The organism is Corynebacterium nasorum, assembly GCF_030229765.1.
Classification (GTDB): domain Bacteria; phylum Actinomycetota; class Actinomycetes; order Mycobacteriales; family Mycobacteriaceae; genus Corynebacterium; species Corynebacterium kefirresidentii.
This window is the reverse complement of sequence record NZ_JASPGY010000006.1, coordinates 73,630-95,685: the sequence shown is the minus strand read 5'-3', so window position 1 is coordinate 95,685 and position 22,056 is coordinate 73,630. Positions and strand designations below refer to the sequence as shown.

Genomic DNA, 22,056 nt, shown 5'->3' with positions numbered 1-22,056 from the left:
ACCCATTATTAAACATATAATTAGGGCGGTTATAGCCATTGTCCCCCACTAAGGAGTCTCACTGACATGGAATTCATCTCCCGCCACCTAGGGCCGGATTCTACGGAGCAGGCCACCATGCTTGCGAAGGTAGGCTACGACAGCGTGGACGCGCTGGTCGATGCCGCCATTCCCTCCAAGATCCGCGCCGCAGAATTGCCTCAGCTTCCTGAGGCACTCTCGGAGGATGAAGCACAGGCTACGTTGCGGGAGTACGCCAACCAGAACACTGTGCTAAAGCCTTTCTATGGTCAGGGCTTTTCAGATACCCTTACCCCAGCGGTCATCCGCCGCGGTCTGCTAGAAGATGCTGGTTGGTATACCGCTTATACGCCGTACCAGCCGGAGATTTCCCAGGGGCGTCTGGAAGCGCTGCTGAATTTCCAGACCATGATTGAATCCCTCACTGGACTACCGATTGCGAATGCCTCTCTCTTGGATGAGGCTTCTGCCGCGGCTGAGGCCGTGGGCCTTATGTCCCGTGCGGTAAAGAAGGGCCGCCGTGTAGTGCTCGATTCCCGCCTGCACCCGCAGGTGCTTACCGTCGCCGCGGAGCGTGCCCGCGCGATTGACCTCGAGGTGGAAATCGTCGACCTGCGCGAAGGCCTCGTAGGCGAGGACCTCATTGGCGCCGTCATTGCCTACACCGGCACCGAGGGCGACATTTTTGATCCCTCTTCCCTCATCGAAGAGCTGCATACCCGCGGCGCGCTAGCCGCTGTGGTCACCGACCCGCTTTCCCTGCTTCTCTTGGAAGGCCCTGGCTCACTGGGCGCCGATATTGTACTCGGTTCCTCCCAGCGCTTCGGCGTGCCGCTCTTCTTCGGTGGCCCGCACGCTGCTTATATGGCGGTTACAGAAAAACTCAAGCGGCAGATGCCTGGCCGCATCGTCGGTGTTTCTAAGGACGCGGATGGTCGCCCGGCCTACCGCTTGGCACTGCAGACTCGCGAGCAGCACATTCGCCGCGAGCGCGCCACCTCTAATATCTGTACTGCGCAGGCGTTGCTAGCTAATGTCGCCTCCATGTACGCCGTCTACCACGGTCCGCAAGGCCTCAAGGCTATCGCACAGCGCGTGCATGGGCTTGCCTCCAGCTTCGCCCAATCCGTCAAGGATGCCGGAAAGCAGCTGGTATCTGAAGACTTCTTCGATACAGTCACCGTCGCCGGCGTGGATGCCACCAGCATCAAGGAAAACCTCCAGAAGGAGGGATACCTCGTGCGCGCGATCGGTGAGGACAAGGTATCGGTGTCCTTCGGTGAGTCGGCGACTAAGGAGGACGTCGCCAAGCTCGCCCAAGCCTTCGGCGCTGAGGCGACTGAGGCTGACTTCGACCTGCCTAAGAGCCTGCAGCGCAGCCAGGAGCCGCTCCAGCACGAGGTATTCAACCGCATCCACTCCGAAACCCAGATGTTGCGCTACCTGCGCAAGCTGGCTGATAAGGACTTAGCACTTGACCGCACCATGATCCCGCTGGGGTCTTGCACCATGAAGCTCAACCCCACCGCCGCCATGGAGCCGATTTCCTGGCCGGAATTTGCTGGCATCCACCCCTACGCCCCGGAAGAGACAACCGCCGGCTGGCGCGCACTGGTCGAGGAGATTGAAGGTTGGTTGGCCGAGATCACCGGCTATGCCAAGGTCTCCATCCAGCCCAACGCCGGATCCCAGGGCGAGCTGGCCGGCCTTTTGGCTATCCGCCGCTACCACGTAGCCAATGGCGATAACGAGCGCGATGTAGTACTCATCCCGGCTTCCGCACACGGCACGAATGCGGCCTCGGCTACGCTGGCTAACCTGCGCGTTGTGGTGGTAAAGACCGCAGACGACGGCTCTATTGATCTGGCGGATTTGGATGAAAAGATTGCCAAGCATGGCAACCACATCGCCGGCATCATGGTGACCTACCCGTCCACCCACGGGGTCTTTGACCCAGAGGTTCGCGATGTTTGCGATAAGGTCCACGCGGTGGGCGGCCAGGTCTACATTGACGGTGCGAATATGAACGCGCTGACCGGTTGGGCCCGCCCAGGGCAGTTCGGCGGCGATGTGTCCCACCTCAACCTGCACAAGACCTTTACCATTCCGCATGGCGGTGGCGGCCCAGGCGTGGGTCCAGTAGCAGTGGCCGAGCACCTTATCCCGTTCCTGCCCACCAATGCCGCGGATCCGCAGCTGGATGCAACCACTGCTACCCCGGTTGGGCAAGGCGTGCCTATTACCAGTACCAAGTACGGCTCGGCCGGTGTGCTGCCGATTTCCTGGGCATACCTAGCTATGAGCGGCGCGCAGGGACTTGCTCAAGCCTCCGCCCACGCAATTTTGGGCGCAAATTACCTGGCCAAGTCCCTGGAAGATTCCTTCCCTGTGCTCTACACCGGCAATGCTGGCTTGGTGGCCCATGAATGCATCCTGGATCTGCGCGCGCTTACCGACGCCTCTGGGGTCACCGCCGCGGACGTCGCCAAGCGCCTCGTAGACTTTGGCTTCCACGCCCCGACCCTGGCTTTCCCAGTGGCCGGCACCCTCATGGTGGAGCCCACCGAGTCCGAGGACTTGGGCGAGCTGGATCGTTTCATCGAGGCAATGCGCACCATCCGCGCCGAGATCCAAGAAATCATCGACGGCCAGGTGTCCTACGAAGGCTCCGTCATCCACCATGCTCCGTTTACCGCGGAGTCCGTTAGCGCCGATACGTGGGACTTTGTCTTCAGCCGAGAAAAGGCCGCTTGGCCAGTGAAATCCCTGCGCCACAGCTACAAGTACTTCCCGCCGGTGCGCCGCATCGACGAGGCCTATGGTGATCGCAACTTGGTCTGCAGCTGCCCGCCGCCGGAAGCATTCGATATCGACGATTCTGAGGAGTAAACATGACCGAACTACTTACCTCCCCACTCAATGCCGAGCACGAGAAGCTCGGCGCCACCTTTACGGCCTTCGGCCCATGGAACATGCCGCTGAAGTACCAGAACGAGCTAGACGAGCACCGCGCCGTACGCAACAGCGCCGGTCTATTTGACCTGTCTCATATGGGCGAAATCTGGGTCAACGGCGCCGACGCCGGCAAGTTCTTGTCCTATGCCTTCATCTCCAACTTTGAGCCCCTCAAGGTGGGCAAGGCCAAGTACTCCATGATCACCGCCGAGGACGGCGGCATCATCGATGACCTAATTACCTACCGCTTTGAGGAAGATAAATTCCTCGTCGTCCCGAATGCCGGCAACGCCGATACCGTGTGGGACGAGCTCAACAAGCGCGCCGAGAGCTTCGATGTCACCTTGAAGAACGAGTCCCGTGACGTGGCCATGATCGCCGTCCAGGGCCCTAAGGCCGCAGAAATCCTCGTCCCGTTGGTGGAAGACAATAAGCAGGACGAGGTCTACAACCTCGGCTATTACGCCGCCACCATGGGTAAGGTGGCGCGCACCTTTGCCATCATCGCGCGCACCGGCTACACCGGTGAGGATGGCTTCGAGCTCATTGTGTACAACTCCGATGCCGCGCAGCTGTGGGAAGAGCTGCTCAAGGCCGGTGCAGAATACGACCTCAAGCCGTGCGGCCTCGCCGCCCGCGATTCCCTACGCCTCGAGGCCGGCATGCCTCTTTACGGCAACGAGCTCTCCCGCGACATCACCCCGGTAGAGGCGGGCATGGCCCGTGCCTTTGCCAAAAAGGAGGCCGATTTCGTCGGCTCCGAGGTCGTCCGCCAACGCGCCGCCGAAGGCCCGCAGGTAGCGATCACCGGTCTCGCCTCCGAGCAGCGCCGCGCAGCCCGCGCCGGTGCCGAGGTTTTCGTGGGCGATGAGAAGGTAGGCACGGTCACCTCCGGCCAGCCTTCCCCCACTCTGGGACACCCAGTGGCCATCGCGCTGCTGAATACCGGCGCGAACCTCGAGCCCGGCTCCGCTGTAGAGGTGGAGATTCGCGGTAAGCGCTATCCTTTTGAAGTAACCGCGTTGCCGTTCTATAAGCGCGACAAGTAAGCATCTTTTCAACCAGCCCGAAAGGACCACATCACCATGGCTAACCTTCCTCAAGATTTTTCCTACTCCGAAGACCACGAGTGGGTCAACGCTGCCGCCGATGCCGTTGCTGGCGCTACCGTGCGCATCGGCATTACTTCCGTGGCTGCTGACCGCCTCGGTGAGGTCGTCTTCGCCGAACTGCCGGAGGTAGGCGATACCGTTACCGCCGGCGAGTCTTGTGGCGAGGTCGAATCCACGAAGTCCGTCTCTGACCTCTACTCCCCTGTCACCGGCACAGTAAAGGCCGTTAACGAGGATGTGCACGATGACTACGCTGTCATCAACAACGACCCGTTCGGCGAGGGCTGGCTCTTCGAGGTTGAGGTTGATGAGGCCGGCGAGCTCATGGATGCTGCCGCTTATGCATCCGCCAACGGCCTAGATTAATTCGACCCCACGCGGGAGGGTGTGCCACGCGCACCCTCCCGCTTTGCTTTGCCCACCGCACCAGAGGAAACTTTGAGTCTATGACTGCACCACGCGATCCTTTCTTCCCCGCCGAGCGCTCTATCCGCGCCTCCGATAAACCACTAGAGGTCCGTTTCTTGGGCCGGATGGACTACCAGGAGGCCTGGGACTACCAGGCCGAGGTAGCAGCCGCGCGCGCCAAGGGGGAACAAGACGATGTGGTGCTCGTAGTCGAGCACCCGAATATCTATACCGCCGGCAAGCGCACCCAACCGGAAGATATGCCAGATAACGGCCTGCCCGTTATCACCGTTGACCGTGGCGGGCGCATCACCTGGCATGGCGAAGGCCAGCTGGTCATCTACCCCATTATCAAATTGGCCGAGCCCGTCGACGTCGTCGACTATGTCCGCCGCCTCGAGGAAGCCACCATCCAGACGGTACGCCAGATGGGGGTGACCACCGCCGGGCGCATCGATGGCCGCTCGGGCGTGTGGGTTCCTTCCACTACCGAAGCCAAGGATCCCTCCGCCCCGAAGCGTGACCGCAAGATTGCCGCTCTTGGAATCCGCATTACCCGCGGAGTGACCATGCACGGTTTGGCGCTTAACTGCTGCAATACGCTGGAATACTACGACCACATCGTGGCTTGTGGCATCGATGACGCCGATGTCACCACCCTATCGCTGGAGCTCGGACGCCAGGTCAGCCTCGAGGATGCCACCCAACCGCTTTTGCAGGCGCTTGATGACGCCCTCTCGGGCCGCCTCATTGTCGCCGACCACACCTTTGGCTCAGCCCCTGATCCCACGAAGGTGGCGAATGAAAGGGCTAGACAGAGGCGTCGGCAAGCGCGGCAAGAACCCTAGTTTGGGGCTGGCGCGGAATAGGATGTGACCGCGGCGACTTATACCTAGAAGAGCTATTAGCCATCACCACCATCAACCGATAAAGTGAGTTTTTGTGACTGTTAAGCCTGAAGGACGCAAGATGCTCCGCATTGAAAAGAAGAATGCGGAGTCACCCATCGAACAAAAGCCACGCTGGATCCGCAACCAGGTTCGCACCGGCCCGGGCTATGAGGACATGAAGTCCCGCGTGGCTGGGGCCTCCCTGCACACCGTGTGCCAGGAGGCAGGTTGCCCGAATATCCACGAGTGCTGGGAATCCCGCGAGGCTACCTTCCTCATCGGTGGCGATAAGTGCACCCGCCGCTGCGACTTCTGCGATATCGCCACCGGCAAGCCGGAAGAACTAGACCGCGATGAGCCGCGCCGCGTAGCCGAAAATATCCGGGAAATGGATCTTAATTACACCACCATTACCGGTGTTACCCGCGATGATCTCCCCGATGAGGGTGCATGGCTCTACGCCGAGGTCGTGCGCAAGATTCACGAGCTTAACCCCCACACCGGCGTGGAAAACCTCACCCCGGATTTCTCTGGCAAACCGGACCTGCTGGAGGAGGTCTTCGAAGCCAAGCCGGAGGTCTTCGCGCACAACCTGGAGACCGTGCCGCGCATCTTCAAGCGCATCCGCCCGGCCTTCCGCTACGAGCGCTCCTTGGACGTCATCCGCCAGGCACATGATTACGGCCTCATTACCAAGTCCAACCTGATTTTGGGCATGGGCGAGACCGAGGACGAGGTCGAGGAAGCATTGCGTGACCTGCGCTCTGCTGGCTGCGATATCATCACCATCACCCAGTACCTGCGCCCCGGCCCGCGCTTCCACCCGATTGAGCGCTGGGTACGCCCGGAGGAATTCGTGGCCCACTCCAAGCTGGCTAAGGAACTCGGCTTCGGCGGCGTCATGTCCGGCCCGCTGGTGCGCTCTTCTTATCGCGCCGGCCGCCTCTACGTGCAGGCTATGGAAAAGCGCGGCTTCGAGCTGCCGGATAACCTCAAGCACCTGGCGGAGACCTCTCAGGGTGCCACCGCCCAAGAAGCCTCCACCCTGCTGGAGAAATACGGCCCATCGGAGGAGACTCCCGTGACCACCCGCATGGCCAAGGCTCCGGCTAATGCGAATTCGGCGGCGGCCACCGTCCGCTAAACCACATGTTTTCATAACGGCCTGCGCTTTCCGCGTGGGCCGTTTTAACATTCATGCCCATTGACCTTTAAAGTAGGAGCCATGGCGAAAGATGACAAGGCAGCACTAAAGGCTGCAAAGAAGCAAGAACGCGCGGCCAAGCGCCAGCAGCGTAAGCAAACCTGGTCCCAAATGTGGCAAGCATTTAATATGCAGCGCAAGCAGGATAAGGCGCTTATCCCCATCATGCTGGGCGCCTTCCTGGGCATGGGCTTGCTCTTCTTCCTGATCGGCTCGCTTTTCAACGGCCAGTGGTTCATGCTCATCCTGGGCTTGGGCATCGGCGCGCTGCTCGCAATGTTCCTATTTACCCGCCGCCTTGAGCGCGATATGTACAAGCGCGTGGAAGACCAGCCGGGTGCTGCGGGCTGGGCACTCGAGCAGCAGCTGCGCAATACCGTGGGCATCGTCTGGTCCGTCAAAACCGGCGTGGCCGCCACCCGCCAGCAGGATCTTATCCACCGCGTCATCGGCAATGCGGGCGTCATCTTCGTGTGCGAAGGCAATAAGAACCGCGTGCGCCCTACCCTCAACCAGCTTAAGAAGCGCGTAGACAAGATCGCCGGCGGCGTTCCCATCTACGAGATCTTCGTAGGCAACGGCGAGGACGAGGTTCCCGTTTCCAAGCTGCGCAATAAGGTCATGAAGCTGCCGCGCAACTTTAATAAGAACGAAACCTACGAAAACATCCGCCGCATCGAGGCCATGGACTCCATGCCGGGTACCACCCCGGGCATGCCCAAGGGTCCAATGCCCCACCAGGCGCAGAACATGGCCGGCATGAATCGCCGCATGCGCCGCGCCCAGCAGCGCAAAAAGAATAAGTAGGGCGCCTAAAGCGAATCCCTGCCGCACCATATGAGGTGTGGCAGGGATTTTCTCTTGCCCGGAAAATCCGGGCGACTTAGGAGCGAATAACGATGGTACCGGTGGCGCGGTCATGCATTCCGCGTCCATCCGCATCAACCATGGCCGCTGGGAACAGCACACCGGTGAGCACCGTGCGCAGCGCCGCGCGCCATAGGCCCACGCGGGCACCGGGAACGTCAAGCCGGGCAACACCCATGCCTAAAAGCAACATGCCGGGTGTGCGAGCAAAGAGCCAACCACATGCGATTCCCATGACTACCCACAGCGCGTAGCCCAAGAAAGCCACACCGCCGAGTTCCGTAGTAAACATGTGGATGAGGTTGGCGATGAGCATGCACACGATCCAGTCAATCGCCACAGCGCCGGCGCGGCGGCCAACGGAAGCTAGTGACCCCGGTCCGGACTCCGGAAGACCCAGCTTTTCTCCCGGCCAGCGACCGGGGCCTTCCATATCATCGTATTCGCCCGGAATATTTGGGCCGTCGAGCCACGTACGCTTATCTGCCATGCTCACCAATCTAGCGGGCGGAAAGTGAGATGTGAAACGAGGGGAATCGCAATCCCTAGGGCGAGAACCTAGTAGGCTATAGAGAGACAATTCACCGGTCAACAACGAGGAGACAAACGTGTCTTTCGAGACAGTGCAGGACATCGTCCAGTTTATTAAGGACGAGGACGTAAAATTCGTCGATATCCGTTTTACGGACGTCCCAGGCACCGAGCACCACTTTTCCATCCCAGCAGAAGAGTTCACCGTAGAAGATGCCGAAAGCGGCCTCGCTTTCGACGGCTCCTCTATCCGCGGATTCACCACCATCGATGAGTCCGATATGACCCTGCTGCCGGATCCAGCCACCGCGCATATTGATCCGTTCCGCACGGCCAAGACCCTGAATATCAAGTTCTTCGTCCACGACCCATTTACCTTTGAACCGTTCTCCCGCGACCCGCGCAACATCGCGCGCAAGGCGGAAGAGTACCTGCAGTCCACCGGCATCGCCGATACCTGCAACTTTGGCGCTGAGGCCGAGTTCTACCTCTTTGACTCCGTACGCTTTGGCACCGACGTCCAGCACGGCTTTTACGAGGTTGATTCCGATGAAGGTTGGTGGAACCGCGATAGCGAAACCAACTTCGACGGCACCCCGAACACCGGCTACAAGACCCGCCTGAAGGGCGGCTACTTCCCCACCGCGCCGTATGACAAGCACGGTGAAGTGCGCGACGCCATGGTGGAAAACCTGCAAAAGGTAGGCTTCCACATCGAGCGCTTCCACCACGAGGTGGGCGCCGGCCAGAACGAAATCAACTACCGCTTCAATTCCATGTTGCACGCGGGCGATGACATTCAGACCTTCAAGTACGTGGTCAAACAGACCGCAGCGCAGTGGGGCAAGACCGCCACCTTCATGCCCAAGCCGTTGGCCGGCGATAATGGTTCCGGCATGCACGCCCACATGTCCCTGTGGAAGGACGGCAAGCCGCTGTTCCACGATGAAGCCGGCTACGCAGGTCTTTCCGATATCGCCCGCTACTATATTGGCGGCATCCTCCACCACGCTGGTGCTGTGCTTGCGTTCACCAACCCAACGCTGAACTCCTATCACCGTCTGGTCCCAGGCTTCGAGGCTCCGATTAACCTGGTCTACTCCCAGCGCAATCGCTCCGCTGCAATCCGTATCCCGATTACCGGTTCCAACCCGAAGGCTAAGCGCATCGAATTCCGCGCTCCGGACCCATCCGGCAACCCGTACTTGGGCTTTGCCGCCATGATGATGGCCGGCATCGACGGCGTAAAGAACCGCATCGAGCCACACGCTCCGGTAGATAAGGACCTCTACGAGCTGCCGCCTGCAGAAGCTGAATCCATCCCGCAGGCCCCGACCTCCCTCGAGGCTTCCCTCAAGGCCCTGCAGGAGGACATGGACTTCCTCACCGAAGGCGATGTTTTCACCGAGGACCTCATCGAGACCTACATCAACTACAAGTACGAGAACGAGATTAACCCCGTTCGCCTGCGCCCGACCCCGCAGGAATTTGAGATGTATTTCGATTGCTAAAGCTGCGCTAGCCAGCGTCCTATAGGGGACGAAAGGGCACGCGCCTACAAAGCTCAGTCCCGAGACCTTCAGTGGGTCTCGGGACTTGCTTTTTCTAAGCCGACCCCGCGAGATGCGATCGATGCCACAAGATGATCTAGGCTTGACCCCCGCCCCTAAATCCATACTTAGCGAGAGTTCTCACCAGCCCAAACGAGAGCAAAATTCTGATAACCCGACCGAAAGAAATTAACATGTGGGTGTGACTGATAGATTCCGCCAACTCCCAGCCCCCGGCCCCGCGTGGGGAGGCAGCCTCATGGGCACCTCCATCGTTTCGCGCCTACTCGTGGAAGAAGGCATGATGATCCTGGCCGGCATTTTTGCCGCCATTGCGTGCGTCATCTTTGTCGTCCTCACCGCGGGTTTCTTGCGCTACCGCCATCCCAGCTTCGAGCGCACCACGATGGCGGAATGGTCGATGTTTTTCATCGGAATCTTGGCGCTCGGCGCCGCGCTTTCCGGGCTCACGGACATTCCTACTTTCCGCCTCATAGGCTTTTGGATCGGTGGCCCAATTACGGTTATCACGTGGGCTATCCAGCTCACACGCTTTGATGGCGAGCCGAAGTTCACCTGGGGCCTGCCACTGGTTGGCCCCATGATTTCGGCCTCGGTTTCTGGTTGGCTGGCTCACGATTACGGCCAGTTCTACCACGTAATGGGCACGATATTTTTCTTCATGTCCCTGGTAACGGCGGTGCCGACCTTTGCTCGCGTGTACTGGGCCGCATGGCACGGGAAGGTGGATTTTACCGGTGCGAAATCAGCCACTGCCTGGGTACCACTAGGCGTGGTAGGCCAGTCCACCACGGCTATGCAGATTCTTTTCCCCGGCCCGGTATCCATTTATTACGGCCTGACTGCCCTCATCATCGCCATTCCGCTATCCATCTACGCGATGTTTACCTTCTATCCCAACGTAGCTCGGTGGGTCCCCTATTCCCCTGCCTGGTGGTCGTGCACCTTCCCGCCGGGAACCGTCAGCATGGGCGGCCACCAGCTGGCATTGGTCAATGGCTCCGAGCTTATCGACGCCATTGCGCTCACCATCCCGGTTCTCCTCACCGCACACTGGATGCTGTGCTCCACCCGCTTCCTGAGCTGGGTATGGGAAGGCAAAAAGGAAACAGGCCCTGAAGAGCCACTTATCACTACAGGCCAATAAAAGGAGCAACCGCTATGCGAGACGCCAGCTTTGAAGGTGGGAAGCGCCGCAACGGTCGCCGCTAATGTATAGTTCCTCCCCCATCACCTTCATCGCTTGGGAGTGCGCGGACCTGACTGCAGTAAGACAGGTACTCGCCGGCGTGCAGCGAAACGGCATCTATCTCTACGGCGAGCACCTGCTCTTGGAGACGTCGTGGCTGGGCCAAGGCGCACGGGACTTCTACGCCACAGCATGGCGCTGGAGTGCAGATGATTGCCCGCTTTTCTATGAGTTGGCGCGACAGGGCAAGGTCCTCATCACCATTAATACTGCGGTGATTGCCTGCGGCGATAAAGAAGACATCGCCACTGCGCGCGACTGCATTGCACAAGAGCTTATCGCCGCCCGCAATCCGCAGCATCTGTGCAAGCTGCTTGCCGACGCCGCAACAAAGCCGACCTAAAGCCCTGGTTGCTCGCTGCGCTTCATCCAGCCCATGCGCGGGGCAAAACCGCGGGGATGTTTCATCTGCGCTACGGCGTCGGCAATCATGAGGCGGTGGCGGCCCGAAACGCTTTCGGGAAGCTTCGCCACCGAGAACCAATCCGCCTCGGTATTTTCTTCATCACTGATGACCGGCTCTGCGCCATCCGCTACCGATACACGCAGCGCCGTTCCCATGAAGGTGCACTCATCGCCATTGGGATAGGTCACTGGGCCGGTTTGCCCTACGCCCAAAAGCGCTTCCACTTTGGCCTCGAGACCGACTTCTTCTTGGACCTCTCGCAGCGCAGTGGTGGTAATTTCCTCGCCCGGCTCACAGATTCCTTCCACCGGCGTCCAAGCACCGTTATCGGACCGCTTGACTAGGAGCACGGAAGGAACCTCCCACAATGCGGCGTCTGCGGGCACATCGCGGAGGATAATGGCGCTACAGGCCGGCACGAAGATCTGATCGTGGCCAATCTTTTCGCGCAGCTGAACAATGAAATCTGGAGTCGGCATGCCACCTAGCGTAGACCAGTGCCGCCGATCTAGGCCATCGGGCCCAACACCTTTTTGGCAAGCCGGTGAATATCGGTAGCCAAGGTGAAAGTCAGCTCCATATCCGTCTGTGTGTTCTCGCAGGAGCGTCCTTCTTCGAGAGATTGCGTCGTCCCAGAGACCACGCCCACGATGGTCTGTTTGCCTTCTACCTCGCCATAGACCGGCCCGCCCGAATCGCCATTGGTACTGCACACATGTGCCCGTGCAGCAAGCGAATCCCACTGGCGGTCCTGCCAGGTAAGCTGCGCAATTTCCGCATCATGGGATAGCGATCCACACGTCTCATTAGTAACCACGCCCAGCTTGCACACCTTCTGTGGCAGATGAGCCAGCGAGGTGGCGACGGTATTGTCCACTTCCCTGGGGACATAGTAATCAGCACTGCCGGTGATTTCGATAAAAGCTACGTCGAGGTCATAACTCTTTTCGGCGTAGATATCAGAATAAATGACCTCACCAATGGGCTCGGCGGGGTATTTGAACTCACCGTTGGCAAAGCCAGCCCAGACCTTATCGTGAGGTTTGCCGCAATGGCCGGCGGTAACGGCGATGGTGCGGGCGTCGGCAAGCGTAAATGACCATGCCGCCGTACAAGAGTGGTACTGGAAATAAGCGCCTGGCTGCGGGTCATCGCCGGAGAGCTCAAGAGCCGTGCCCGGCGCGATCGGCGCCACGGCCGGGGAATAGACCTCATTAGGAATGAGGTTTTTATAAGACAGGACAGAAAAGCTTGGTTCTTCCCCACCCCGAATTGGGCTGCAGGCCGCGAGGAGCACGGCCGCACAGACTGCACCAACGCTAGTTGCTATCCGCGCCCGCATCCCCGGCGTCGTCCTTAGCGTCCTCATCCTTAGCCATCTCCGCCTGGGCCTTGAGATCGCGGATGAACTTTTCTGGGTCAAACTCGGTGTAGTGTTCTGGTCCGGCAAAATTTTCTAGGGCCATGAGCTAAACCTCCGTTTTCTGAATCGACGTGGTGATGTAATCCTTGACCACCGCAGCATCATTGGGCAAGTCCTTAACATGCCGCTCAGTATCGAGAATGCCAGCAAAACGCTCAGGCGGCTCGGGGGCAGAGCCAATGGCCTCTGTGATGGTCTCTGCAAACTTCACCGGCAGTGCAGTCTCCAAGCATACGATGGGCGTCTCCACGCCTTCGCGCTGCGCCCCGCGGGCGACCTTAATGCCATCGGCCGTGTGCGGATCCACCAGGTAGTTGAAACGCTCGTGCACGTCTTTGATGGTGGCGAGGCGATCGGCGTGGGTGGAGGAGCCGGATAGGAATCCGTACTCTTGACCGGCGGCGACTTTCTCTTGGTTGAGGCTGAAACCGCCCTCTTTGACCTTCGTGCCAAAAAGCTCCGCTGCTTGGGCTGCATCGCGGCCGAGCAAGTCGAACACAAACCGCTCAAAATTAGAGGCACGCGAGATATCCATCGACGGCGAAGACGTAGCCATGGTTTCTGCGGCAGGGCGCGGACGGTAGTTTCCTGTGCGGAAAAACTCATCTAGCACGTCATTTTCATTGGTAGCCACGATGAGGCGATCGATGGGAAGCCCCATCTGGCGGGCGATGTGGCCGGCGCAGATATCGCCAAAGTTGCCGGTAGGAACGCTGAAGGAAACCTTCTGCTCGGCATTGTCGGTGACCTTCAGCCAGCAGGAGATGTAGTAGACCACCTGGGCCATAAGCCGCGCCCAGTTAATGGAATTGACCGCACCGATACGGTAGGTGGACTTAAAGTCGGCATCTCCCGAGACCGCCTTGACCACATCCTGGCAATCATCAAAGACGCCATCAAGGGCAATGTTGAAGATATTCGGGTCATCCAAACCAAACATCTGTGCCTGCTGGAAGGCCGTCATGCGGCCGGCCGGGGTGAGCATAAAAACGCGAATGCCCTGGCGACCTCGCATCGCATACTCTGCTGAAGAACCCGTATCACCAGAGGTAGCGCCCAAAATATTCAGCGTCTCACCGCGGCGGGCGAGCTCATATTCAAAAAGCTCCCCCAAAAGCTGCATGGCCATGTCTTTAAATGCCGCAGTAGGTCCTTCAGAAAGGTGCCCGATAAAAAGGCCCTCTCCCAGTTCGGTAACGGGGACGATCTCCGGGTCTGCAAACTTGGGGCTGGTATAGGCCCGGGCAGCGATATCCTCGATATCTTGCGCTGGAATATCGTCAATGAAAAGCTTGAGCACCTCGGCCGCGAGTGCCGCATAGCCTTCATCCGCAAAGAGCGTGCGCCATGAATTTAAAGTGGCGAAATCCAACTGCGGGTAGCTCTCTGGCAGGTACAAACCTCCATCGGGGGCAAGCCCGCCAAGGAGAATATCCGTAAAAGATGCGGGCTGACGGGCGGTATCGCGGGTCGAAATATACTTCACACGAAAGAATCTTAGTAGTTAAGGCGTAAGGTATCAGCCATGTCGCAGCCGAATCCCAGAGAAGTCATTACCACTCAAGCTTTAGGCATTTGGGTGGCCGCCATGGCGGTCTACCTCGTAGCGATTACTGGCCGTACCTCTTTTGGCGTTGCCGGCCTGGACGCTATTGAGCGCTTCGATGTTGATGCCGGCCGTATCGCTGTTTTTACCTCCGTGCAGCTGGGCGTGTATGCCCTAGCCCAAATTCCTACCGGCATATTGATCGATAAATTTGGCCCACGCCTACTCCTGGTAGTCGGCGCCGTCATCATGGGCATCGGCCAGGTAGTGCTGGGTTTTACCACCAGCTACGGCGTAGCCATCGCTGCCCGCATACTTATTGGCGCGGGCGATGCCACGGCGTTTCTCTCCGTGATGCGCATCCTTCCCTATTGGTTCCCGCTGCACCGCACGCCTATGTTTACCCAGGTGACCTCGTCGCTCGGGCAAATGGGCCAATTCATCTCCGCAGTGCCTTTCTTGTGGTTGCTGGGCGCAGCCGGCTGGACCGCCGCCTTCGTTACCCTCGGCGCGGTGGGCATTCTCGTGGCCATCGCCGCGATTGTAGCGGTGGCAGATTCACCGGAAAAGCTGGGCATTATCCCCACGGAAAAAGAACCGCCCAACTCTCAGGCCACCAGCATCCCGGCGCGCCTGAAAAAGGTATTCCGCTCCCCAGTGGCATGGCAGGCCTACTTCATTCACTACATCGGTATGCTCCCGCTCATCGTCTTTGTCATGCTCTGGGGAATGCCCATGATGACCCAAGGAATGGAGCTATCCAAGGCGAAGTCCAGCCTGGTGCTTACCTTGTTGGCGGTATTTTTGGTCCTTGTCGGCCCATTGCACGGCAAGATTTCCTCCCGCGCACAGCATATTCGCCCGTGGCTCAGCCTGGGTTTTGTAGCAGTCCACGTTCTGACCTGGCTCATTTTCTTTACCTTCGGCACCGACAGTGGTCTGGCCGCGATTTTAGTGGTGTCCTTCGTTACCGCGCTCTGCACGCCGACGGCTAACTATGGCTTCGATATCGTGCGCGAGCGCATGGATCGATCCGTGGTGGCCACTGCTACGGGCCTGGGCAATATGGGCGGGTTTACCTCCGGCATGCTGGGCGCTCAGCTCTTCGGCATGGTGCTGGACCATTCCTCTGCTGCCCCTAACTACTCCATGCCGGATTTCACTGCAGCCTCCGCGGCGGTGCTAGCCGTGTGGGTGGTCGGCATGATTGGTGTGGTAGTCACCCACTTCCTGCGGCGCCGCGCTGGCGAGGATGGGCCTTCTGTCACCATAGTGGAGGTTTCTTAAAAGCCAGTGCTTGGTTACTCGGGGTTGACAATAAAGCGGATGGTTCCTTCAGGATCCGCTAAAAGCTCACGGGTAGCCGCCACGGCTTCCGCCTCATCGAAGGCGATGCGTTCAAAGCCAGTATCGTTTAATTCCACAATGTCTGCCCCCGGGCAGGCCAAAAGAATTGGCGAGTGCGTGGCGATGATTATCTGCGCGCCGCGGTCAACCGCTTGGGCTATTTCCCCCACTAGGGCCAGCTGCCGGATAACGGAAAGTCCCGATTCTGGCTCATCAAGGACATATACGCCTTGGCCATTTATGTGCTCATAGAGCATGTCGAAGACGGATTGTCCGTGCGAGCGGCGAGATAAATCTACATTCTGGGACAAGGTGGAACGTCCTGCCCGTTCGTCCGATGAATCTCCGCGTGCAATCAGATGCTCGTGTTTTTCAGCGCGTAGGAAATAGGCGCGTTGGATGACTTTATCCGTGACGCAGCGAATGGGGCTGCGGGGAACGATTTCATCGGGATCGTCCATCCGTCCGCCTTCGGGAGAGCAGCCCAAATCACTGGCCACGCCGGCGAGCAAACTAGATTTACCAATGCCGTTTTCCCCCACGAAGACGGTTACCGGCCTCCGCAGCTTAAAGCTTCCTAGGTCGGCCAAGTAATCGAAAACCGGCAGCTTTGCCCTGTAGTCATCGGGCTTAAATTTCAGGCTTAGGGCATCAATCAGCATGGCCTCTAGACTAATTCAGCTCATCCAATATGCGCAGCGCGTCTTCACGTGTAGCTTCCGCACCAAAGTTTTTCAGGTGGCCGGCCAAATCACCAGTGGGAAGTGATTGGGCGATGGTATCGGCCGGCACGGTATTGACTGCATAGGCCACCCCTACCCCACCGGTGATAGGAATGGCGATGGCGGCGATTACTCCCACCGCGGTCGATAGCGTGGTCTTGAAAGTCATAGTCTCCTCCAAAGGCTTCGGCACCGAGCACTATGCTCGTTACCAATTTGTGATGTTTTACCTTAGGGAGAGTTACTGCCAAGGCGATGCCTCGCAGCTGCGGTTTTCCTGGATTTTCGTCCCCAACTTGCACGGTAAAGGCTGGTTAGTTTGCCGGGTAGCTTTCCGCCACAATCCCATCACTAGCCGGCATAACAAGGCCTCGCTCAAAAGCTACGAGAACCGCTTTTTCATCGGATTCGCTGATGTCACCGGCTTCCACTGCACTGCTCAGCTCACGCTCAAGGTACACGCGCACATCAGACTTACCGTTTTCGGTCTGGGTAATATCTCGCGGGACGGATTTTAGGGGAATGCCCAATGCCTTAGCTAGGGAGGTCACCCGGTTCGCATCGGTGGAATTATCGTCCTTAATGGCACCATTGACCTGCGCAGGAACGTCTTCTTGGACTACGCCACCGGCCACGGCCTCGCCCACGGTCTTTGTCCCTTTGGGTGGATTGTCGCGGTTGGTTGCCCATACCCCTACTGCGATGGCCACGATGACGGCCACGGCCACAAAGACCCACAGATAGATGAGCTTGCGGCGGTGCGCCCCACTGATTTTAGCCATGGAAACCAGCGCCATCGCTAAAAGAACCGTAGTCATTGCCGCGCTGGTTTTCGCCGCGATCATTGAGGGCATCAATGATGGAGCGAATGGTGGCCTCCCCTATGCGGTCGGCGCGGCCCCAAGAGCGAGGGGTTTGGCGGGAATTTTGCGGCGCTGATTCCGGGCTCGGCGGTGTGGGCTTTTGCTCCCGAGGGGTGGAGACCTCAATGGTCACTGTGGTGCCATCAAGGTGCAGGGCGTCGCCGTCGCGCACGCCCGCAGCACGCGCAGCGGAAAGCAATGCGGATAGCTCGCCTACCGTAGCGTTATCCACATCGAGTTGCAGCTTAAAAGACATAACTAGCCAGTCCTTCCTCTTTCCCATCCCACTCTAGAGTCCATCAGTGCAAAAAGTAAGGCTACGATGCCCACACCGGGGATTTTCAAGGGCAACTCTAAGAATGCTCGAAGGATTCCTCCTCGCCCCAAAAGACTTCATCGACTACCTTGCGGGCATGCCGGGTTAGTTTCAAATAGTGTTCCAAAAACTCCTGGTTATCTTCCGGCGCCCATCCGGCGGCACCGGCTACTTGGGCCAGCTGCGGGCCAGGTCCAGGCAGTTGGTCCACGCGCTTGCCGCGCACAAGCACTAGCGCATTGCGCGCGTCGGTAGCCATTAGCCAGGCTTCGCGCAGGTCAGATACCTGCCCGGCGGAAAGGATAGCGGTTTCTTCCAAAGCATCAAGCACGCGCAGCGTAGACGGATCATGGAGTTCGGCGTACTCGTGGGCATGCATCATCGTCAGTAGCTGAACGGTCCATTCAATATCGGTTAGCGCACCGCGGCCAAGCTTGGTGTGAGTATTGCGGTCCGCGCCGCGCGGTAGGCGCTCATTGTCCACACGTGCCTTCATGCGCCGAATATCGCGAATGGTAGATGCGCTGGCGCCGCCTTCTGGATAGCGGAAGCTATCCACCATGGAAATAAAGCGCTCGCCTACCTCTTTATCCCCAGCAACGAAGGCCGCGCGCAATAAAGCCTGTAGCTCCCAGGACTCGCCCCATTCGCGGTAGTAACGCTCATAGGAGGAGATAGTGCGTGCCACCGCACCGGAGCGGCCTTCGGGACGCAGGCCTAAGTCGACATCCAGTGGCGGGTCTCCCGAGGGTTTAGACAAGCGGCGCCGGAGCTTATCGACGATCCCGATGGCCCACTTCACTGCCTCCCCTTCTGCAGCAGAGTCAGCATCCTGTTCGGCGGGTTCTGCTACCACGAGCACGTCCGCATCTGATCCGAAGCCCAGCTCCATGCCTCCCAGCCGGCCCATGCCAATGACGGCAATGCGCGCTGGTGGCTCCGCATCCTCGTTGGCTAGGCGCCATGCCCGCACCTCGGCGCGAAGGGCAGCTTCCAGCACGGCATCCCAAATGGTAGATAGCTCATAACACACCTGCTTGACCGGCATAAAGCCCAGCAAATCCGCACTAGCAATGCGGGCAAGCTCTACCCGGCGCAGCGAGCGAGCCACCGCCACCGCCTTATCTGGGTCGGCGTGGCGCTTGCTGGAATTAACCAGTGCTTTGGAGACCTGCTCGGGCTTGGTTTCCAGTAGCTTGGGGCCAGTGGCGCCGTCGGAAAGCTGCTTTAGCGAATCCGGCGCGCTAATAATCAGATCCGAGGTAAACGGTGACGTGCCCAGGATGTGCATGAGCCGCTGGCCCACAATTCCTTCATCGCGCAGCATGCGCAAGAACCACGACCTATCGTTCGCAGCCTCGGAAAGTTTGCGATAGTTCAGCAGGCCCATGTCTGGGTCTGCGGTATCGGAAAGCCATTCCATCAAGGTGGGCAGCAAGATCGCCTGGATGCGTGCTTTGCGTGAGGTTCCTGCCGCCAGAGAAGTCAGGTGCTCGAATGCGCGGTCCGGGTGGTTATAACCCAGCGCGGCCAGCTGCAGCTTGGCGGCCTCGGGCGAGAGCTTCAGCTCATCGGCGGACATGGTGACCACAGAATTAAGAAGCGGCCGATAAAACAGGCGCGAATGCAGCTCGGAGATGCGCAGGCGAATCCGGCGCAGGTGCGAAAGCATGCGCTCGGCTGCGGATTGAGTGCCCTGCGGGTAGAAACCGGCGATGCGTGCTAGCCACTTCATCCCGTCTTCATCATCGCTATCGGGCAGCGTGTGCGTTCGCCGGAAGCGCTCCAATTGCAATCGGTGCTCAAGCAAGCGTAAAAACTCATAGGCTTCAATGAGCTGGGTGCCGTCCTCACGTCCGACGTACCCTGCCGAAACCAATGCCTCCAGCGCATCCACTGTGGATAATGCGCGAAGCGTTTCATCGGAACGCCCGTGCACCAATTGCAAGAGCTGGACTGCAAATTCAATATCACGCAGGCCACCCACGCCCAGCTTCAGCTCGCGATGCTTGAGTTCTGCAGGAACATTAGCCAACACGCGGCGGCGCATGGCCTGGACGTCTTCTACAAAGGACTCGCGCTGGGAGGCCGTCCACACCATCGGGCGGATCTGATCCAGATAGTCCTGCCCCAGTGGTAGGTAACCGGTCATGGCGCGCGCTTTCAGGAGCGCCTGGAATTCCCAAGTCTCCGCCCACCGCTTGTAGTAGGCAACGTGTGATTCCAAAGTGCGCACCAAAGCACCCGATTTTCCTTCTGGGCGTAAATTCGCATCTACTTCGAAGAAGGTGGTGGAGCCAATGCGATTGAACTCCGCCGCCAGGCGTATTGCCCGTGGGGTTGCCTCACTGCCGACGAAAATGACGTCCACATCAGAGATATAGTTCAGCTCCCCCGCACCGCACTTTCCCATCGCCATGACTGCTAGTTGTGCGTCTACAGGCTCGTCCCCGTAGATGGTGCGCACAGCGCAGGCGAGGGAGGCGGTTAAGGCAGCGTCGGCAAGCGCGGTGGTCAGAGCCGTAATCTGGCGGAATCCTACCTCCGGCTGGGGTGTGGTCTGGCCCTTGCGTGCATGGAAGGTACCGGCCACATCGCAAGCGGCAATGCGCATCATTAACGTGCGGTAGGTCGTGCGCAGCGCCTGCTTATGCTCTCCCTCGCCGGCGCGGTAGGTGCCCGGCGCGCTAAGATCCTCACGCGCCGGATCGGGCCGATCAATATCCTGAGCAAATTCCGCGGGCTGGGCATCGACGGCGCCGAGCAGGCTCTGCAGCATCTCTTCGGACTGTGGGAGGGGCTTTTCTAGCTCTCGCCACAACTCAGGGTTTGCCGCGAGGTGATCACCAAAGGCGGTCGAAGCACCCAGCAGGGCAAAAAGGCGCACACGCACCGTTTCATTGGCGCGCACAGCCTCATCGAGCTCTGGGACTTGTTCATAGATGCGGATGAGATTGTTGAGGGCCAGGTCTGGATCCCCCACGGCCGCAAGGGTCCACAAAAGATTGACCGATTCAGGGTTATTCCAGCCCAGCTGCTCAATATCCGAAGCAGCATGCGGGCGGGTAAGGCCAAGCGTAGCCGGTGAAGGTACAGCAGCAGGACGCATTATTCTCCTAGAAGTTCAGGTTATTGCGCAGCTCAAAGGTGGTGATCTGGCTCTGATAGTGATGCCACTCATCCCACTTGGAGCGCAGGAAGAACTCAAAGACGTGCTCGCCCAACACCTCCGCCATGAACTCGGATTTTTCAAACTCGCGCAAAGCCTGGTCCAGGCTGGTGGGCAGATCCTTATATCCCATTGCCCGGCGTTCGCGGCGGGTGAGCTGGTGGACATCGTCCTCAGCTGGATCATCGAGTTCGTAGCCTTCCCGGATTCCTCGCAGACCGGCTGCCAAGAGCACCGCATAACCCAAGTACGGGTTCATGGAGGCATCAATGGAACGAATTTCTACCCGGCGGGAATCTTCCTTAGTAAGCCGGTAGGTGGGCACGCGGACCAACGCAGAGCGATTAGACACACCCCAGGTTGCTGAACCCGGTGCCTCGTTGCCAAACATCAGGCGCTTATAGGAATTTGTCCACTGATTAACAATGGCGGACATCTCCGTGGAGTGTTCCAGGATTCCGGCGATGAACTGTCGGCCAGTCTGCGATAAGGAAAATTCATCGTCCGGATCGTGGAAGGCATTGGATTGGCCTTCAAAAAGGCTCAAGTGGGTGTGCATGCCGGAGCCTGGCAGATGCTCGAAAGGCTTAGGCATGAAGGTGGCGCGCACGTTGGAGTTGGTTGCCACCTGTTTGATTACGTGCCGGAAGGTCATGATGTTATCAGCCATGGTCAGCACGTCCGCATGGCGCAGATCAATTTCTTGCTGCCCCGGTGCGGTTTCGTGATGGCTAAACTCCGTGGCAATTCCCAGTGATTCCAGCGCCAGCATCGCCTTCCTACGGAAAAGCGGGGCGGTATCATGAGTAGCCTGGTCGAAATAACCACCATTATCGGTCGGTACCAAGTCCGTGAGTTCGCGGCCACGCTCAAAAAGGTAGAACTCGATTTCTGGTGAGGCCATGCAGGTAAATCCATCATTGGCGGCCTCGGTAACCTGGCGGCGCAGGATATGGCGCGGATCCACCATGGAGGGCTGGCCGTCCGGCTGCGCGATATCGCAGAACATGCGGGCCGATTGCAGGTCCGGCTCATCCATATCAAAGGGCAGAATCTGGAAGGTGGAGGGATCTGGCAGCGCAATGGTGTCAGACTCAGAGATACGGGAGAACCCTTCCACAGAAGAACCATCGAAGCCAACACCTTCTTCAAAGGCCGATTCCAGCTCGGATGGGCTCATGACCACGGATTTAAGGGCGCCCAAAATATCCGTAAACCACAGGCGGATAAAGCGGATATCGCGTTCCTCAACGGTTCGTAGGACAAATTCGTGTTGGCTATTCATGCCTTAGACCTTACCGGCTCACCTCCGAGGGATGTGCAGTTCATGCGACAGTTTTTCCAGGGCGAAATGCGCAGGTCGCAAGAGTATCTAGGGGGTATCAAGCGGGGGCTTTTCCTTCACGGGCCTACTGATGTGCATGCTTTGCTGAGGAAGCAAGCGAACACACGTACA

21 protein-coding genes are annotated in these 22,056 nt (G+C 58.9%); 10 read left to right on the top strand and 11 right to left on the bottom strand.

Annotated elements, in window-relative coordinates:
• The first annotated feature begins 66 nt into the window (after positions 1-66).
• The 6 genes from gcvP to QP904_RS07515 all read left to right on the top strand — a co-directional run bounded on the left by gcvP (position 67) and on the right by QP904_RS07515 (position 7,397).
• Positions 67-2,910 (top strand): aminomethyl-transferring glycine dehydrogenase, encoded by a 2,844-nt coding sequence (gene gcvP, locus QP904_RS07540; protein WP_239207510.1) that lies wholly within the window; start codon positions 67-69, stop codon positions 2,908-2,910.
• A 2-nt stretch (positions 2,911-2,912) separates the two neighbouring features.
• On the top strand, positions 2,913-4,025 hold the full coding sequence (gene gcvT / locus QP904_RS07535; RefSeq protein ID WP_284835823.1) for a glycine cleavage system aminomethyltransferase GcvT: 1,113 nt from the start codon (positions 2,913-2,915) through the stop codon (positions 4,023-4,025).
• A gap of 36 nt (positions 4,026-4,061) precedes the next feature.
• On the top strand, positions 4,062-4,454 hold the full coding sequence (gcvH, locus tag QP904_RS07530) for a glycine cleavage system protein GcvH (RefSeq protein WP_023021159.1): 393 nt from the start codon (positions 4,062-4,064) through the stop codon (positions 4,452-4,454).
• Positions 4,455-4,534: 80 nt separating this feature from the next.
• Complete coding sequence (gene lipB, locus QP904_RS07525; protein ID WP_239207507.1) at positions 4,535-5,344, top strand: lipoyl(octanoyl) transferase LipB; 810 nt, start codon at positions 4,535-4,537, stop codon at positions 5,342-5,344.
• Positions 5,345-5,465: 121 nt separating this feature from the next.
• The gene (gene lipA, locus QP904_RS07520; protein WP_284835852.1) at positions 5,466-6,530 is read left to right on the top strand and encodes a lipoyl synthase; all 1,065 of its coding nucleotides are present in this window, start codon (positions 5,466-5,468) and stop codon (positions 6,528-6,530) included.
• 81 nt (positions 6,531-6,611) lie between these two features.
• Positions 6,612-7,397 (top strand): DUF4191 domain-containing protein, encoded by a 786-nt coding sequence (locus QP904_RS07515; protein ID WP_023021156.1) that lies wholly within the window; start codon positions 6,612-6,614, stop codon positions 7,395-7,397.
• Between the two features lie 76 nt (positions 7,398-7,473).
• Here QP904_RS07515 and QP904_RS07510 read toward each other — a convergent pair whose 3' ends face one another.
• A complete protein-coding gene (locus tag QP904_RS07510; protein WP_284835822.1) occupies positions 7,474-7,947 on the bottom strand; it encodes an RDD family protein in 474 nt (157 codons plus the stop codon).
• A 118-nt stretch (positions 7,948-8,065) separates the two neighbouring features.
• On the opposite strand from QP904_RS07510, the gene glnA reads away from it, so the two are divergent.
• From glnA to QP904_RS07495, 3 genes are all read left to right on the top strand, one after another.
• Entirely contained in the window at positions 8,066-9,499 is a 1,434-nt protein-coding gene (gene glnA / locus QP904_RS07505; RefSeq protein WP_239207505.1) for a type I glutamate--ammonia ligase, read from the top strand.
• Positions 9,500-9,740: 241 nt separating this feature from the next.
• Entirely contained in the window at positions 9,741-10,706 is a 966-nt protein-coding gene (locus QP904_RS07500; RefSeq protein ID WP_084279088.1) for a TDT family transporter, read from the top strand.
• 64 nt (positions 10,707-10,770) lie between these two features.
• A complete protein-coding gene (locus QP904_RS07495; RefSeq protein WP_023021152.1) occupies positions 10,771-11,151 on the top strand; it encodes a hypothetical protein in 381 nt (126 codons plus the stop codon).
• Here QP904_RS07495 and QP904_RS07490 read toward each other — a convergent pair.
• The 4 genes from QP904_RS07490 to thrC are packed head-to-tail and all read right to left on the bottom strand — an operon-like array spanning position 11,148 to position 14,123.
• Entirely contained in the window at positions 11,148-11,693 is a 546-nt protein-coding gene (locus QP904_RS07490) for an NUDIX hydrolase (protein WP_284835821.1), read from the bottom strand. The two genes, QP904_RS07495 and QP904_RS07490, sit on opposite strands and share 4 nt — an antisense overlap.
• A gap of 29 nt (positions 11,694-11,722) precedes the next feature.
• Positions 11,723-12,511: a trypsin-like serine protease gene (locus QP904_RS07485; protein ID WP_284835820.1), complete on the bottom strand. Its 789-nt coding sequence runs from the start codon at positions 12,509-12,511 to the stop codon at positions 11,723-11,725.
• A 22-nt stretch (positions 12,512-12,533) separates the two neighbouring features.
• Positions 12,534-12,680 carry a hypothetical protein gene (locus QP904_RS07480; RefSeq protein WP_023021149.1) on the bottom strand — a complete coding sequence of 49 codons (147 nt, stop codon included), beginning with the start codon at positions 12,678-12,680 and terminating at the stop codon, positions 12,534-12,536.
• Positions 12,681-12,683: 3 nt separating this feature from the next.
• Positions 12,684-14,123, bottom strand: a complete 1,440-nt coding sequence (gene thrC / locus QP904_RS07475; RefSeq protein ID WP_284835819.1) for a threonine synthase — start codon at positions 14,121-14,123, stop codon at positions 12,684-12,686.
• 39 nt (positions 14,124-14,162) lie between these two features.
• Here thrC and QP904_RS07470 point away from each other — a divergent pair, with 39 nt between their 5' ends.
• Positions 14,163-15,470, top strand: a complete 1,308-nt coding sequence (locus QP904_RS07470) for an MFS transporter (protein WP_049361303.1) — start codon at positions 14,163-14,165, stop codon at positions 15,468-15,470.
• A 14-nt stretch (positions 15,471-15,484) separates the two neighbouring features.
• On the opposite strand, the gene QP904_RS07465 is transcribed toward QP904_RS07470, so the two are convergent.
• From QP904_RS07465 to QP904_RS07440, 6 genes are all read right to left on the bottom strand, one after another.
• Positions 15,485-16,192 (bottom strand): AAA family ATPase, encoded by a 708-nt coding sequence (locus tag QP904_RS07465; protein WP_049361304.1) that lies wholly within the window; start codon positions 16,190-16,192, stop codon positions 15,485-15,487.
• 10 nt (positions 16,193-16,202) lie between these two features.
• Positions 16,203-16,421, bottom strand: coding sequence for a hypothetical protein (locus tag QP904_RS07460; protein ID WP_248099859.1), 219 nt, complete (start codon positions 16,419-16,421; stop codon positions 16,203-16,205).
• A 145-nt stretch (positions 16,422-16,566) separates the two neighbouring features.
• Positions 16,567-17,070 carry a hypothetical protein gene (locus QP904_RS07455; RefSeq protein WP_023027875.1) on the bottom strand — a complete coding sequence of 168 codons (504 nt, stop codon included), beginning with the start codon at positions 17,068-17,070 and terminating at the stop codon, positions 16,567-16,569.
• Positions 17,027-17,371 (bottom strand): Cgl2226 family protein, encoded by a 345-nt coding sequence (locus QP904_RS07450; RefSeq protein ID WP_239207502.1) that lies wholly within the window; start codon positions 17,369-17,371, stop codon positions 17,027-17,029. Before QP904_RS07450 ends, QP904_RS07455 begins: the two co-directional genes overlap by 44 nt.
• 97 nt (positions 17,372-17,468) lie before the next feature.
• Entirely contained in the window at positions 17,469-20,540 is a 3,072-nt protein-coding gene (locus QP904_RS07445; RefSeq protein WP_284835818.1) for a bifunctional [glutamine synthetase] adenylyltransferase/[glutamine synthetase]-adenylyl-L-tyrosine phosphorylase, read from the bottom strand.
• A 7-nt stretch (positions 20,541-20,547) separates the two neighbouring features.
• Entirely contained in the window at positions 20,548-21,885 is a 1,338-nt protein-coding gene (locus tag QP904_RS07440) for a glutamine synthetase family protein (protein WP_023021141.1), read from the bottom strand.
• Positions 21,886-22,056: the final 171 nt, after the last annotated feature.

Bases quoted from the DNA above. Each gene is read 5' to 3' on its own strand.
- QP904_RS07440 (WP_023021141.1), bottom strand. From the start codon at position 21,885: ATGAATAGCCAACACGAATTTGTCCTACGAACCGTTGAGGAACGCGAT.
- QP904_RS07455 (WP_023027875.1), bottom strand. From the start codon at position 17,070: ATGACTACGGTTCTTTTAGCGATGGCGCTGGTTTCCATGGCTAAAATC.
- QP904_RS07445 (WP_284835818.1), bottom strand. From the start codon at position 20,540: ATGCGTCCTGCTGCTGTACCTTCACCGGCTACGCTTGGCCTTACCCGC.
- QP904_RS07495 (WP_023021152.1), top strand. From the start codon at position 10,771: ATGTATAGTTCCTCCCCCATCACCTTCATCGCTTGGGAGTGCGCGGAC.
- gcvH (WP_023021159.1), top strand. From the start codon at position 4,062: ATGGCTAACCTTCCTCAAGATTTTTCCTACTCCGAAGACCACGAGTGG.
- QP904_RS07480 (WP_023021149.1), bottom strand. From the start codon at position 12,680: ATGGCCCTAGAAAATTTTGCCGGACCAGAACACTACACCGAGTTTGAC.
- QP904_RS07490 (WP_284835821.1), bottom strand. From the start codon at position 11,693: ATGCCGACTCCAGATTTCATTGTTCAGCTGCGCGAAAAGATTGGCCAC.
- QP904_RS07470 (WP_049361303.1), top strand. From the start codon at position 14,163: ATGTCGCAGCCGAATCCCAGAGAAGTCATTACCACTCAAGCTTTAGGC.
- QP904_RS07510 (WP_284835822.1), bottom strand. From the start codon at position 7,947: ATGGCAGATAAGCGTACGTGGCTCGACGGCCCAAATATTCCGGGCGAA.
- QP904_RS07460 (WP_248099859.1), bottom strand. From the start codon at position 16,421: ATGACTTTCAAGACCACGCTATCGACCGCGGTGGGAGTAATCGCCGCC.
- gcvT (WP_284835823.1), top strand. From the start codon at position 2,913: ATGACCGAACTACTTACCTCCCCACTCAATGCCGAGCACGAGAAGCTC.
- QP904_RS07465 (WP_049361304.1), bottom strand. From the start codon at position 16,192: ATGCTGATTGATGCCCTAAGCCTGAAATTTAAGCCCGATGACTACAGG.
- gcvP (WP_239207510.1), top strand. From the start codon at position 67: ATGGAATTCATCTCCCGCCACCTAGGGCCGGATTCTACGGAGCAGGCC.
- lipB (WP_239207507.1), top strand. From the start codon at position 4,535: ATGACTGCACCACGCGATCCTTTCTTCCCCGCCGAGCGCTCTATCCGC.
- QP904_RS07515 (WP_023021156.1), top strand. From the start codon at position 6,612: ATGGCGAAAGATGACAAGGCAGCACTAAAGGCTGCAAAGAAGCAAGAA.
- lipA (WP_284835852.1), top strand. From the start codon at position 5,466: ATGCTCCGCATTGAAAAGAAGAATGCGGAGTCACCCATCGAACAAAAG.
- QP904_RS07450 (WP_239207502.1), bottom strand. From the start codon at position 17,371: ATGTCTTTTAAGCTGCAACTCGATGTGGATAACGCTACGGTAGGCGAG.